15 protein-coding genes, 1 tRNA gene and 1 pseudogene are annotated in these 13,490 nt (G+C 62.0%); all 17 read left to right on the plus strand.

The genetic code is table 11. The annotated features are described in order from the left end of the window. Positions 1 to 872: S1 RNA-binding domain-containing protein (locus ABYB95_RS07070; RefSeq protein ID WP_372657776.1), on the plus strand; the 872-nt coding region annotated here is incomplete at its 5' end. Between the two features lie 17 nt (positions 873 to 889). Next, positions 890 to 1,879, plus strand: coding sequence for an NAD(P)H-quinone oxidoreductase (locus ABYB95_RS07075; RefSeq protein WP_372657777.1), 990 nt, complete (start codon positions 890 to 892; stop codon positions 1,877 to 1,879). A gap of 34 nt (positions 1,880 to 1,913) precedes the next feature. Beyond that, complete coding sequence (gene tpiA, locus ABYB95_RS07080) at positions 1,914 to 2,666, plus strand: triose-phosphate isomerase (protein WP_372657778.1); 753 nt, start codon at positions 1,914 to 1,916, stop codon at positions 2,664 to 2,666. Positions 2,667 to 2,713: 47 nt separating this feature from the next. Then, entirely contained in the window at positions 2,714 to 3,139 is a 426-nt protein-coding gene (secG, locus tag ABYB95_RS07085; protein ID WP_372657779.1) for a preprotein translocase subunit SecG, read from the plus strand. Between the two features lie 170 nt (positions 3,140 to 3,309). Next, positions 3,310 to 3,394, plus strand: a tRNA-Leu gene (locus ABYB95_RS07090). A gap of 48 nt (positions 3,395 to 3,442) precedes the next feature. Further along, positions 3,443 to 3,802: an NADH-quinone oxidoreductase subunit A gene (locus ABYB95_RS07095; protein WP_372657780.1), complete on the plus strand. Its 360-nt coding sequence runs from the start codon at positions 3,443 to 3,445 to the stop codon at positions 3,800 to 3,802. A 27-nt stretch (positions 3,803 to 3,829) separates the two neighbouring features. Then, positions 3,830 to 4,309 carry an NADH-quinone oxidoreductase subunit B family protein gene (locus ABYB95_RS07100; protein ID WP_372657781.1) on the plus strand — a complete coding sequence of 160 codons (480 nt, stop codon included), beginning with the start codon at positions 3,830 to 3,832 and terminating at the stop codon, positions 4,307 to 4,309. Between the two features lie 49 nt (positions 4,310 to 4,358). Next, positions 4,359 to 4,982, plus strand: a complete 624-nt coding sequence (locus tag ABYB95_RS07105; protein WP_372657782.1) for an NADH-quinone oxidoreductase subunit C — start codon at positions 4,359 to 4,361, stop codon at positions 4,980 to 4,982. A 114-nt stretch (positions 4,983 to 5,096) separates the two neighbouring features. Then, complete coding sequence (locus tag ABYB95_RS07110; protein ID WP_372657783.1) at positions 5,097 to 6,350, plus strand: NADH-quinone oxidoreductase subunit D; 1,254 nt, start codon at positions 5,097 to 5,099, stop codon at positions 6,348 to 6,350. Next, positions 6,347 to 6,871 carry an NADH-quinone oxidoreductase subunit NuoE gene (gene nuoE, locus ABYB95_RS07115; protein ID WP_372657784.1) on the plus strand — a complete coding sequence of 175 codons (525 nt, stop codon included), beginning with the start codon at positions 6,347 to 6,349 and terminating at the stop codon, positions 6,869 to 6,871. Before ABYB95_RS07110 ends, nuoE begins: the two co-directional genes overlap by 4 nt. Then, entirely contained in the window at positions 6,868 to 8,244 is a 1,377-nt protein-coding gene (gene nuoF, locus ABYB95_RS07120) for an NADH-quinone oxidoreductase subunit NuoF (RefSeq protein ID WP_372657785.1), read from the plus strand. The genes nuoE and nuoF overlap by 4 nt, the downstream gene beginning before the upstream one ends. Before the next feature lie 97 nt (positions 8,245 to 8,341). Then, the gene (gene nuoG, locus ABYB95_RS07125) at positions 8,342 to 10,474 is read left to right on the plus strand and encodes an NADH-quinone oxidoreductase subunit NuoG (protein ID WP_372657786.1); all 2,133 of its coding nucleotides are present in this window, start codon (positions 8,342 to 8,344) and stop codon (positions 10,472 to 10,474) included. Further along, complete coding sequence (gene nuoH, locus ABYB95_RS07130; protein ID WP_372657787.1) at positions 10,471 to 11,553, plus strand: NADH-quinone oxidoreductase subunit NuoH; 1,083 nt, start codon at positions 10,471 to 10,473, stop codon at positions 11,551 to 11,553. Before nuoG ends, nuoH begins: the two co-directional genes overlap by 4 nt. Before the next feature lie 15 nt (positions 11,554 to 11,568). Beyond that, on the plus strand, positions 11,569 to 12,078 hold the full coding sequence (nuoI, locus tag ABYB95_RS07135) for an NADH-quinone oxidoreductase subunit NuoI (protein ID WP_372657788.1): 510 nt from the start codon (positions 11,569 to 11,571) through the stop codon (positions 12,076 to 12,078). Between the two features lie 38 nt (positions 12,079 to 12,116). Further along, the gene (locus ABYB95_RS07140; protein ID WP_372657789.1) at positions 12,117 to 12,773 is read left to right on the plus strand and encodes an NADH-quinone oxidoreductase subunit J; all 657 of its coding nucleotides are present in this window, start codon (positions 12,117 to 12,119) and stop codon (positions 12,771 to 12,773) included. After that, positions 12,770 to 13,078: an NADH-quinone oxidoreductase subunit NuoK gene (gene nuoK, locus ABYB95_RS07145; RefSeq protein ID WP_372657790.1), complete on the plus strand. Its 309-nt coding sequence runs from the start codon at positions 12,770 to 12,772 to the stop codon at positions 13,076 to 13,078. Before ABYB95_RS07140 ends, nuoK begins: the two co-directional genes overlap by 4 nt. A gap of 40 nt (positions 13,079 to 13,118) precedes the next feature. After that, positions 13,119 to 13,490: pseudogene (locus ABYB95_RS07150) on the plus strand (NADH-quinone oxidoreductase subunit L); the annotation flags it as partial.

A 13,490-nucleotide genomic window follows, 5' to 3' on the forward strand; every position in this document is an offset into this window, starting at 1 on the left:
AGGACGATTTCCCCTACACCATGCGTGTCGTGTCCGAAGTGACCGAATCCAACGGCTCCTCGTCGATGGCATCCGTCTGCGGCGGCTGCCTGGCGCTGATGGACGCCGGCGTGCCGATGAAGGCCCATGTGGCCGGTATCGCCATGGGCCTGATCAAGGACGGCAACCGCTTCGCGGTGCTGACCGACATCCTGGGTGACGAAGATCACCTGGGCGACATGGACTTCAAGGTGGCCGGTACCACCAACGGTATCTCTGCGCTGCAGATGGACATCAAGATCCAGGGCATTACCAAGGAAATCATGCAGGTTGCACTGGCGCAGGCCAAGGAAGCGCGCATGCACATCCTGGGCAAGATGCAGGAAGCCATGGGCGAAGCCAAGACCGAAGTGTCCAACTTCGCGCCCAAGCTGTTCACCATGAAGATCAACCCCGAGAAGATCCGCGACGTGATCGGCAAGGGCGGCTCGGTGATCCGTGCGCTGACCGAAGAGACCGGTTGCCAGATCAACATCGACGAAGACGGCACCATCACCATCGCCGCGACCGAAGCCAGCAAGGCCGACGAAGCCAAGCGCCGCATCGAGCAGATCACGGCCGAAGTGGAAGTGGGCAAGGTCTACGAAGGCCCGGTCACCAAGATCCTCGACTTCGGTGCGCTGATCAACCTGCTGCCCGGCAAAGACGGCTTGCTGCACATCAGCCAGATCGCCCACGAGCGCGTGGAACGCGTGGGCGATTACCTGACCGAAGGCCAGATCGTCAAAGTGAAGGTCTTGGAGACCGATGAAAAAGGCCGCATCAAGCTGTCCATGAAGGTCTTGCTGGATCAGCAGGCGCAACAACAGCCATCGCAGCCACAGCCACAGTGATGTTGGAAAAGGGCGCCATGAAAGCCGTTGAAATCAGTGCATTCGGTGCGCCCGAGGTGCTGCGTCTGGCCGATCGCCCCATGCCCGTGGCGGGCGAGGGCGAGCTGCTGATCCGCGTGTCTGCGTCGGGCGTGAACCGCCCGGACGTGCTGCAGCGCACCGGCAACTACCCTGTGCCACCTGGCGCCTCCGACCTGCCAGGTCTGGAGGTGGCGGGTGTTGTCGAGTCGGGTGACGCGGGGGCCATGCGCGCTGCGGGTCTCCAGATCGGCGACCGGGTGTGCGCTTTGGTGGCCGGCGGCGGCTATGCCCAGTGGTGCGTGGCACCGGTGGGCCAGTGCCTGCCCGTGCCCGCCGGTCTGAGTGATGTGGAGGCGGCTTCGCTGCCCGAGACTTTTTTCACCGTCTGGAGCAATGTGTTTGACCGGGCGCGTCTGCAGGCTGGCGAAACGCTGCTGATCCAGGGTGGGTCCAGCGGCATTGGTGTGACGGCGATCCAACTGGCCAAAGCCATGGGCGCGAAAGTGATCGTGACGGCGGGCAGCGACGACAAGTGTGCAGCCTGTCTGGCGCTGGGCGCCGACCACGCCATCAACTACAAGACCGAAGACTTCGTGCGCGCGGTGGCGGACCATACCGCTGGCCGTGGCGTGGATGTGATCCTCGACATGGTTGCGGGCGCCTACGTTGCGCGCGAGCTCGATTGCCTGGCCGAAGACGGTCGCCTGGTTTTTATCGCGGTGCAAGGCGGCGTGAAGGCTGAGATCAACGCGGGCGTGGTATTGCGCCGCCGTCTCACCATCACCGGCTCCACTCTGCGTCCTCGACCGATTGCTTTCAAAGCGGCGATTGCCAGCGCCTTGCGCCAGCACGTCTGGCCGATGCTGGCCGATGCGCGCATCAAGCCCGTGATTTTTCGCGAGTTCGATGCCGCCGATGCCGCAGCGGCCCACACCTTGATGGAGTCGAACAGCCACATTGGCAAGATCGTCCTGACCTGGAAATGATGGGACGAACGGCCAAGAAGTTGGAGAAACGAGCATGAAGAAACTGATCGCAGGCAACTGGAAAATGAACGGCGCACTGGCCGCCAACGAAGCCTTGCTGCGCTCGCTGATCACGGGCCTGTCCGGTGTTGCGCCTGCCGCCGACATGGCTGTGTGCGTGCCAGCACCCTATTTGGCCCAGGTGCAGTCTTTGCTGTCGGGTACGCCCGTGGCCTGGGGTGCACAGGACGTGTCGGCCCACGAGCAGGGCGCTTACACCGGTGAGGTGAGCGGCGCCATGCTGAAGGACTTCGCCTGCCGTTACGCCATCGTCGGCCATTCGGAGCGGCGCCAATTCCACGGCGAAACGGATGCACTGGTCGCGGCCAAGGCGCAGCGCGCGCTGGGTCTGGGCATCACGCCCATCGTCTGTGTTGGCGAGACGCTGGCCGAACGAGAAGCGGGCGATACCGAGCAGGTGGTGAAGCGCCAACTCGCGGCGGTTATTCACGCCGTGGCCCATTGCACCAGCGAAATCGTGCTGGCTTACGAGCCGGTCTGGGCCATCGGCACCGGGAAAACCGCGACACCAGAACAGGCGCAGCACGTGCATGCGGTGCTGCGCAAGCAGTTGTCGGCGGCGACCCAGCACCCCGAGCGGGTGCACATTCTTTACGGTGGCAGCATGAATGCCACCAATGCGGCCAGTCTGCTGGCGCAACCCGATATCGACGGCGGCCTGATCGGCGGCGCGTCTCTCAAGGCCGATGATTTTCTGCGCATCGTGGCCGCGTCCCCTGCAGTCTGACGACCCGTTCCTCAGGCGCAAACCTAAGAATTTTGGAGAAGTAAAAAATGCATGTTTTGTTGAACATTGTTCTGGCAGTCCAGATCCTGTCCGCCTTGGGCATGATTGGCCTGATTCTGATGCAGCACGGCAAAGGCGCCGACGCTGGTGCCGCATTTGGCGGTGGTGGTGCGGGATCGGCCAGCCTGTTTGGTGCATCGGGGGGTGCCAATTTTCTGTCGCGCACCACGGCGGTGCTGGCTGGATTGTTCCTGGCCTGCACCTTGGGCTTGGCCTACTTTGGCAATTTGCGCACCAGCAGTCCGGCCACCGGCAGCGTGCTGGAAGGTGCATCCTTGCCGGTGCCAGCGCCCACCGGCGCACAGCAAATTCCGGGTACCGATTCGGCACCCGCTGCGGCGGTTGATGTGGTTCCGCAATCGGCGCAGACCTTGCCGACCGGCACCGGCGCGGCGCAGATTCCGGGCAAGTAAAACGGATTTTCAGAACGGATTTGCGCCCGGTCAAACGGCAATGCCGTTGCGCACCAGGGCGCAGCCAAAAAGCCTGGCGCCCGCTCAAAAGCGGGGTCGTTTCAGGGTAAACTCTATGGGTTGTCAGCACGGTTCGCACTGTCCCTCGCGAGCCCGACAATTCTGAGCTAGCCGACGTGGTGAAATTGGTAGACACGCTATCTTGAGGGGGTAGTGGCGAAAGCTGTGCGAGTTCGAGTCTCGCCGTCGGCACCAATCTTTGGACAACATGGCGCGAGGCCATGTCAGCGGAAAATACCCAAGATGAGTCTCGAGCAATACCTTCCTGTGCTGTTGTTTATTCTGGTGGGTGTTGCGGTCGGTATCGTTCCGCAGGTGTTGGGTTATGTGCTCGGCCCCAATCGACCCGACGCCGAAAAAAACTCCCCGTACGAATGTGGCTTCGAAGCTTTCGAAGACGCGCGCATGAAGTTCGATGTCCGCTACTACCTGGTGGCCATCCTCTTCATCTTGTTTGACCTGGAAATCGCGTTCCTGATCCCTTGGGCGGTGGCGCTGACCGACATCGGCTCCACGGGATTCGTCACGGGCGTCGTTTTCCTGATCGACTTGCTGGTGGGTTTTGTTTACGCGTGGAAGATCGGCGCCCTGGACTGGGAATGATGCGTCCGCCGGCGCAATGGAGCACACATGATTGAAGGCGTTTTCAAAGAAGGTTTCATGACCACGAGCTACGACTCGGTGGTCAATTGGGCCAAGACCGGTTCGCTGTGGCCCATGACCTTTGGCCTGGCTTGCTGCGCGGTCGAGATGATGCATGCCGCCGCCGCACGCTACGACATCGGCCGTTTTGGCGCCGAGGTGTTCCGCGCCAGCCCGCGCCAGTCCGACCTGATGATCGTTGCGGGCACGCTGTGCAACAAGATGGCCCCGGCTTTGCGCAAGGTCTACGACCAGATGGCCGAGCCGCGCTGGGTGCTGAGCATGGGTTCTTGCGCCAACGGCGGTGGCTACTACCACTACAGTTATTCGGTGGTGCGCGGTTGCGACCGCATTGTTCCCGTGGATGTCTACGTGCCCGGTTGTCCGCCCACGGCGGAGGCCTTGCTGTACGGGATCATCCAGTTGCAGCAAAAAATTCGCCGCACCAATACCATCGCCCGCGCTTGAGCCCAAAGGGTTTGCAAGCCGCGCACCGCATGGTCCAGAAAGAATGCACATGACAGAAGCTTCCACGACGCCTCACGCCGTTTCGTCCGAAGTGCTCAAGACCACAGTGGCTGGTTTGTTGGGTGATTCGGCTTTGTCGGTCGAGGTCGCACGCGACGAGGTCACGCTCACGGTTGCGTCCAGCCAATACCTGTCCGTCATGCAAACCCTGCGCGACGCGCCCGAGACGCGCTTCGAGCAGTTGATCGACTTGTGTGGTGTGGACTACCAAACCCATGGCGAAGGCCGTTGGGAAGGGCAGCGCTTTGCTGCCGTAGTGCATCTCTTGTCGGTCAGTCTCAACCACCGGCTGCGCGTGCGTGTGTTTTGTGCCGATGACGATTTTCCGGTGGTGGCTTCGGTGACCGCCCTGTGGGCCGGCGCCAATTGGTACGAGCGCGAGGCCTTTGATCTTTTTGGCATCGTCTTTGAGGGGCACAACGATCTGCGCCGCATCCTCACCGACTACGGCTTCATCGGCCACCCCTTCCGCAAGGATTTCCCGCTCTCGGGACACGTCGAGATGCGCTACGACGCCGAGCGCCAGCGCGTGATCTACGAGCCGGTGACGATCGAGCCGCGCGAAATCACGCCCCGCATCATCCGCGAAGACAACTACGGGGGGCTGAAATGAACCACCCCCGGTGCGCCTTCGGCGCTTCCCCCTCAACGGGGCAACACCTGCAGCCCGGCCAAACCGGTTCTGCGGTGTTCCCTGGATTGTGCTGCTCTCGTCAGGGTCGTCACCATGGCTGAAATCAAGAACTACACCCTGAACTTTGGGCCGCAGCACCCGGCTGCGCACGGCGTGTTGCGCCTGGTGCTGGAGTTGGATGGCGAGGTCGTGCAACGTGCCGACCCGCACATCGGACTGCTGCACCGCGCCACCGAAAAGCTGGCCGAGCACAAGACCTACATCCAGTCGCTGCCGTATATGGACCGCCTGGACTACGTGTCCATGATGTGCAACGAGCACGCGTATTGCCTGGCGATTGAAAAGCTGCTGGGCATTGAGGTGCCGATCCGTGCGCAATACATCCGGGTGATGTTTGCCGAAATCACGCGCCTGCTCAACCACCTGATGTGGCTGGGCTCGCACGGCAACGATTGCGGCAGCTCCACCATCCTGATCTACGCATTTCGCGAGCGCGAAGACCTGTTCGACATGTACGAAGCGGTCTCTGGTGCACGCATGCACGCGGCTTACTTCCGCCCGGGCGGCGTGTACCGCGACCTGCCCGACACCATGCCGCAATACCGGCACAGCAAGATCCGCAACGCGCGCGCCATGGCGCAGATGAACGAGAACCGGCAGGGCTCCCTGCTGGACTTCATCGACGATTTCAGCCAGCGTTTCCCGACCTATCTGGCCGAGTACCACACGCTGCTGACCGACAACCGCATCTGGAAACAGCGCACCGTGGGCATTGGTGTGGTCACGCCCGAGCGGGCGCTGAACCTCGGCATGACCGGTCCCATGTTGCGCGGTTCGGGCATCGCCTGGGATCTGCGCAAGCAGCAGCCGTACGACGTGTACAGCGAGATGGATTTCGACATCCCGGTGGGCAAGACCGGCGACTGTTACGACCGCTACCTCGTGCGCATGGAAGAGATGAAGCAGTCCAACCGCATCATCCAGCAGTGCTCCAGGTGGCTGCGCGCCAATCCCGGACCGGTGATCACCGACAACCACAAGGTGGCCGCACCGTCGCGCGAATCCATGAAGTCGAACATGGAAGAGCTGATCCACCATTTCAAGCTCTTCACCGAAGGTTTTCACGTGCCCGCGGGCGAGGCCTATGCCGCGGTCGAACACCCCAAAGGGGAGTTCGGTATTTATCTGGTGAGCGACGGGGCGAACAAGCCCTACCGATTGAAGATACGTGCGCCTGGCTTCGCACACCTGGCCGCCATGGACGAGATGACCACCGGCCACATGCTGGCCGATGCGGTCGCCATCATCGGCACCATGGACATCGTTTTTGGAGAGATCGACCGATGACAGCGGATCACAAACCCGTGCGTGCGGCCAGTTTGTCGGACGCGACCTTGCAGCGCTTTGCCAAAGAAGTGGCCAAGTACCCGGCCGATCAGGCGCAATCCGCCGTCATGGCCTGCTTGTCCATCGTGCAGCAGGAGCAAGGCCATGTGAGTCTGGAGGCCGAGAAGGCGATCGCAGACTACCTGGGCATGGCGCCGATCGCGGTGCACGAGGTCACCACCTTCTACAACATGTACAACCAGCAGCCGGTTGGCAAATTCAAGCTCAACGTCTGCACCAACCTGCCGTGCCTGTTGCGCGATGGCGGCAAGGCGCTGGCGCACCTGGAGCACAAGCTCGGCGTGAAAATGGGCGGCACCACCGCCGATGGCATGTTCACTCTGCAGCAAAGCGAATGCCTGGGTGCCTGTGCCGATTCACCGGTGATGCTGGTCAACGACCGCCACATGTGCAGCTTCATGAGCGACGAGAAGCTCGATCAACTGGTCGACGGCCTGCGGGCCAGCGGAGGACAGGCATGAATGCGCAGCAAGTGCTGGCCCAGTTCCAGGCCAAAGGCGTTGAAACCTGTTTCCATGGTCGCCACATCGAGCCGCAGATCTACGCCGGACTCGACGGCAGCAATTGGCGTCTGAAGGACTACGAGGCGCGGGGCGGCTACCAGGCGCTGCGCAAGATTCTCGGTATGGACGGCAGCCCACCCGATGCCGAGACCGGGGTCGCCGGCATGACGCAGGACCAGGTCATTGCAACGGTGAAAGAGTCCGCCTTGCGTGGCCGTGGCGGCGCCGGTTTTCCCACCGGCTTGAAGTGGAGCTTCATGCCGCGCCAGTTCCCGGGGCAGAAGTACCTGGTCTGCAACTCGGACGAGGGCGAACCCGGCACCTGCAAGGACCGCGACATCCTGCAATACAACCCGCACATCGTGATCGAAGGCATGGCCATTGCGGCTTATGCCATGGGCATCAGCGTGGGCTACAACTACATCCACGGCGAGATCTTCGACAGCTACGACCGCTTTGAAGAAGCGCTGGAAGAAGCCCGCGCGGCGGGCCTGCTGGGTGACAACATCCTGGGCAGCAAGTTCAGCTTTCAGCTGCACGCTTTCCACGGCTTTGGCGCCTACATTTGTGGCGAAGAAACGGCTTTGCTGGAATCGCTGGAAGGCAAGAAGGGGCAGCCGCGCTTCAAGCCGCCGTTCCCGGCCAGCTTCGGTCTGTACGGCAAGCCGACCACGATCAACAACACCGAAACCTTCGCCGCCGTGCCTTGGATCATCCGCAACGGCGGGCAGGCGTATCTGGAGTGTGGCAAGCCGAACAACGGTGGCACCAAGATCTTCTCGGTCAGTGGCGACGTGGAAAACCCCGGCAATTTCGAAGTGCCGATGGGCACGCCGTTTGCCAAGCTGCTCGAACTCGCGGGTGGTGTGCGCAAAGGGCGCCAATTGAAGGCGGTGATTCCAGGCGGGTCGTCCTCGCCGGTGCTGCCCGCGTCCATCATGATGGAATGCACCATGGACTACGACTCCATCGCCAAGGCCGGCTCCATGCTGGGCTCGGGCGCGGTGATCGTCATGGACGACAGCCGCTGCATGGTCGAGTCGCTCAAGCGCCTGTCGTACTTCTACATGCACGAAAGCTGTGGCCAGTGCACACCGTGCCGCGAGGGCACGGGTTGGCTCTGGCGCATGGTGGACCGCATCGAAAGCGGCAAGGGCAAGCCCAGCGACATGGCGCTGCTCGACAACGTGGCCGAGAACATCATGGGTCGCACCATTTGCGCCCTGGGCGATGCGGCGGCCATGCCGGTGCGCGCCATGATCAAACACTTCCGTCCGGAGTTCGAGCACTACATCGAGCACAAGACCCGCATGGCGCCCGTCAACGCCTGAACGCCCAGTCCGAATATGTCGCACCCAGATCACATTCCTTCAATGTCCCCACCAGGGGCGCGCACCGGTCTGGGTGTGTCCCAGCGAAAGATGCAACATGGTTGAAATCGAACTCGACGGCAAGAAGGTCGACATCGCGCCGGGCAGCATGATCATGCATGCTGCCGAGAAGGCCGGTACCTATATTCCGCATTTCTGCTACCACAAGAAATTGTCCATCGCGGCCAACTGCCGCATGTGTCTGGTGGATGTGGAGAAGGCGCCCAAGCCCATGCCCGCCTGTGCCACGCCGGTCACGCAAGGCATGATCGTGCGCACCAAGAGCGACAAGGCGATCAAGGCACAGCAGTCGGTGATGGAGTTCCTGCTCATCAACCACCCGTTGGATTGCCCGGTTTGTGACCAGGGCGGTGAATGCCAGCTGCAGGATTTGGCCGTGGGTTACGGTGCTTCGGGTTCGCGCTACGAAGAAGAAAAGCGCGTGGTCTTTCACAAGGACGTGGGCCCGCTCATTTCCATGGAAGAGATGAGCCGCTGCATCCATTGCACCCGCTGCGTGCGTTTCGGCCAGGAAATTGCCGGTGTGATGGAGCTGGGCATGTCGCACCGCGGCGAGCACGCCGAGATCGAAACCTTCATTGGCGACACGGTGGACTCGGAACTCTCGGGCAACATGATCGACATCTGCCCGGTGGGTGCGCTCACCAGCAAGCCGTTCCGCTACAGCGCCCGTACCTGGGAGCTGTCGCGCCGCAAATCGGTCAGCCCACACGATGCCACCGGCGCCAATCTGATTGTTCAGGTGAAGAACCACAAGGTTCTGCGCGTGGTGCCGCTGGAAAACGAAGCGGTGAACGAATGCTGGATCGCCGATCGCGACCGCTTTTCCTACGAGGCCGTCAACAGCGAAGAGCGTCTGACGGCGCCCATGATCAAGCAGGGCGGCGAGTGGACAACCGTGGATTGGCAGACCGCGCTGGAATACGTGGCCAACGGACTGAAGCAGGTCAAGGCCGAACACGGCGCTGGCGCCATCGGCTTGCTGGCCAGTCCGCACAGCAGCCTGGAAGAGCTGAGCTTGGCTGGCGCGCTGGTGCGCGGCCTGGGCAGCCAGAACATTGATGCGCGTTTGCGCCATGCCGATTTTTCCAACACCGCATCCGCCGCTCAGGCGCGCTGGCTGGGCATGCCCATCGCGGCGCTGTCGTCGTTGCAGCGCGTGCTGGTGGTGGGCTCCAACTTGCGCAAAGACCAACCCCTGTTGGCCCAGCGCATCCGCCAGGCGGTGCGCAAGGGCGCGCAGGTCAACCTGTTGAATGCGCAAGCCCAGGACTGGGCCATGCCGGTGAAAAACGCCGTGCTGGCCGACAGCGCGACCTGGGTCTCGGCCCTGGCGGGGATTGCGGCGGCGGTGGCCGCCGAGACCGGCGCGCAGGCACCCGTGGCCGCCGAGGTCAGCGATACCGCACGTGCCGTGGCCAAATCCTTGCTGGGCGGTGAGCACAAAGCCATCTTGCTCGGCAACGCAGCCGCACACCACGAAAAAGCGTCCAGCCTGTTGTCGCTCGCGAACTGGATCGCGGACCAGGTTGGTGGCAGCGTGGGTTATCTGGGCGAAGCGGCCAACACGGTGGGCGCGCAGCTCGCCGCTGCGCTGCCCGGGCCGGGTGGCTTGAACGCCGGGCAAATGTTGGGTGGCGCGCTCAAGGCCGTGTTGCTGTTCAACACCGAGCCCGAGCACGACAGCGCGCGCGGTTCGGCCGGTCTGGCGTCTGCCGGCATGGTGGTCACGCTCAGCCCCTTCAAGGCCAATATGGATGTGAGCGATGTGCTGTTGCCCATTGCGCCCTTCACCGAAACCTCGGGCTCTTTTGTGAACACCGAAGGCCGGCTGCAAAGCTTCCACGCCGTGGTGCGTCCTCTGGCCGAAACCCGGCCGGGCTGGAAAGTGTTGCGTGTGCTGGGCAATCTGATGGGGCTGCCGGGCTTCGATGCCGATTCTTCGCAAGCCGTGCTGGCGCAAAGCCTGCCGGGCGTTGTGAGTGGCGGCCTGGTGGATGCGGGGCGCTTGTCCAACCAAGGCCAGGCTTCGGTCGATCTGGCGCCGGCCGGTACCGAGCCTTGTGTGGCTTCCATCTACCAATTGGATTCCCTGGTGCGCCGTGCCACGTCCTTGCAGCTCACCAGTGACGCGCGCCCGAGCGTGCAGGCCGAAGGAGCGGGCGCATGATCGACGCGATGTACAACGGTGGTCTGGGTTTGATCGCCGCGTCCTGGTGGACCACGGCGGCCTGGCCGGTTCTGTGGATTCTGATCAAGATCGTGGCGGTGCTCGCACCGCTGATGGGCGCTGTGGCCTACCTCACCTTGTGGGAGCGCAAGCTGCTGGGCTGGATCCAGGTGCGGCACGGCCCCAACCGGGTCGGTCCCTTTGGTTTGCTGCAACCCATCGCCGATGCGGTGAAGCTGCTGACCAAGGAAATCATCAGCCCCAGCGCCGCCAGCAACGGCCTGTTTCGCCTCGGGCCCATCATGGCCATCATGCCGGCTCTGGCCGCCTGGGTCGCGATCCCGTTTGGTCCTGAAACCGTGTTGGCCAATCTGAACGCCGGTTTGCTGGTGGTGCTGGCCATCACCTCGATCGAGGTGTACGGCGTGATCATCGCGGGTTGGGCGTCCAACTCCAAATACGCGTTTCTGGGTGCGCTGCGCGCATCGGCCCAGATGGTGAGCTACGAAATTGCCATCGGCTTTTGCTTCCTCGTGGTGGTCATGGTTTCGGGCAGTCTCAACCTGGCCGACATCGTTGCCTCGCAAAGCCGGGGCATGGCCGCGAACATGGGCTTGAATTTCCTGTCCTGGAACTGGCTGCCGCTCCTGCCCATTTTCATCGTCTACCTGATCTCGGGCGTGGCCGAAACCAACCGCCATCCGTTTGACGTGGTCGAAGGCGAAGCCGAAATCGTGGCTGGCCACATGGTCGAGTACTCGGGCATGGGCTTTGCCATCTTCTTCCTGGCCGAATACGCCAGCATGTGGCTGGTGTCGATTCTGGCGGCGCTGTTGTTCCTGGGCGGCTGGCTGTCGCCCATCGACAGCGCGCTGTTCAACTGGATTCCGGGCTGGATCTGGCTGGGCCTCAAAACCTGCCTCGTGGTGTCCATGTTCATCTGGATCCGGGGCACTTTCCCGCGCTTCCGCTACGACCAGATCATGCGTCTGGGCTGGAAGATCTTCATTCCGGTGACCCTGGTCTGCCTGCTGCTCGTCGGCGGCTGGATGCAGACCCCGTGGAACATCTGGAACTAAGCAGGGCCAACACACATGTCTACTACCGCTGTTGCACCTTTCTCGGTTCGCGATTTTTTCAAAAGCTTCATGTTGGTGGAGCTGTTCAAGGGCATGGCCTTGACCGGTCGCTATGCGCTGCGCCGCAAGGTCACGGTGCAGTTTCCAGAAGAAAAAACACCCTTGTCGCCGCGCTTTCGGGGGTTGCACGCTTTGCGCCGTTATGAAAACGGCGAAGAGCGCTGCATCGCCTGCAAGCTTTGCGAGGCGGTTTGCCCGGCCATGGCCATCACCATCGAGTCCGATGTGCGCGACGACGGTTCGCGCCGCACCACCCGCTACGACATCGACTTGACCAAGTGCATCTTCTGCGGCTTTTGTGAAGAGAGCTGCCCGGTGGACTCGATCGTGGAGACCCACATCCTCGAATACCACGGCGAAAAGCGCGGCGACCTGTATTTCACCAAAGAGATGCTGCTGGCCGTGGGCGATCGCTACGAGCCCGAGATCGCGGCAGCCCGAGCGGCCGACGCACCTTACCGCTGAACCCGGACCGATCCGGAACAGACGACTGAAGAACCTCCATGGACTACCAGACCGGCTTTTTTTACCTCTTCGCGGCGGTGCTGTTGTTTGCAGCCTTCCGCGTCATCACGGCGCGCAACCCCGTGCACGCCGTGCTCTACCTGATGTTGTCGTTCTCCCAGGCGGCGGCGATCTGGTTGCTGCTCAAAGCCGAATTCCTCGGCATCACCCTGGTGCTGGTGTACCTGGGCGCGGTGATGGTGCTGTTCCTGTTCGTGGTCATGATGTTGGACATCAACATGGACACGGTGCGCGAAGGCTTCTGGAAGCACTTTCCCCTGGCCGCCATCCTGGGTGGTCTGGTGGCGTTGGAGCTGATGGCGGTGTTGTGGTCGGGCTTTCCGACGCTCACGGCCAACCCCGATGGCGCGGGCGTGGGCATACACGCGGCCAACTACTCCAACACCAAGGAGCTGGGCAAGCTGCTGTATTCCGAATACGTGTACCCGGTTGAAGTGGCCGCCATCATCTTGCTGGTGGCCATGATCGCGGCCATCGCGCTGACCCTGCGCCACCGCAAAGACAGCAAGGCCATCGATGCTGGTGAGCAAGTGCACGTGCGTGCCAGCGACCGCCTGGTGGTGGTGCCGGTAACCGCCACAAAAAAGCCATTGCCCGCTGCGGCGGTGGACGCAGCCGAGGAGGGCAAAGCATGAGCTTGACGTTGGGCCATTTTCTTTCTGTCGGCGCGATTTTGTTTGCGCTCTCGGTCACCGGCATTTTTCTCAACCGCAAGAACATCATCGTTCTGCTGATGGCGATCGAACTGATGCTGCTGGCGGTGAACATGAACTTTGTCGCGTTCGCCCACTTTCTGGGCGACTTGCACGGCCAGGTTTTTGTGTTTTTCATCCTCACCGTGGCGGCCGCCGAGTCGGCCATCGGTCTGGCCATTCTGGTGCTCTTGTTCCGCAACAAGTCGTCCATCAGCGTGGAAGAACTCAATACCTTGAAGGGTTGAAGCCCGTGGCACAAGTGGCAAGACAAAAGGCAAAAACAGCATGAGCACCACCCTTTCCGCCAGCACTCTTCTGGCCGTTCCGCTGGCGCCCCTGGTGGGTGCCGTTCTGGCCGGCATATGGGGCACCGCTTTTGGTGGCAATGTGATCGGTCGGCGCGCCTCGCATACCCTCACCATCCTGGGTGTTTTCGTGGCCTTTCTGCTCTCGGCCATGACGCTCAAAAGCGTGGCCATGGACGGCGCACGTTTCAACCAGACCATCTACGAGTGGATGGTTGTCGGTGGGCTGAAGATGGAAATCGGCTTTCTGGTCGACGGCCTCACCGCGATGATGATGTGCGTCGTCACCTTCGTCTCGCTCATGGTGCACATCTACACCATCGGCTACATGGAAGAAGACGCGGGCTACAAC

Origin of the sequence: Hydrogenophaga sp. (assembly GCF_041633695.1) — a bacterium.
Lineage (GTDB): Bacteria > Pseudomonadota > Gammaproteobacteria > Burkholderiales > Burkholderiaceae_C > Hydrogenophaga.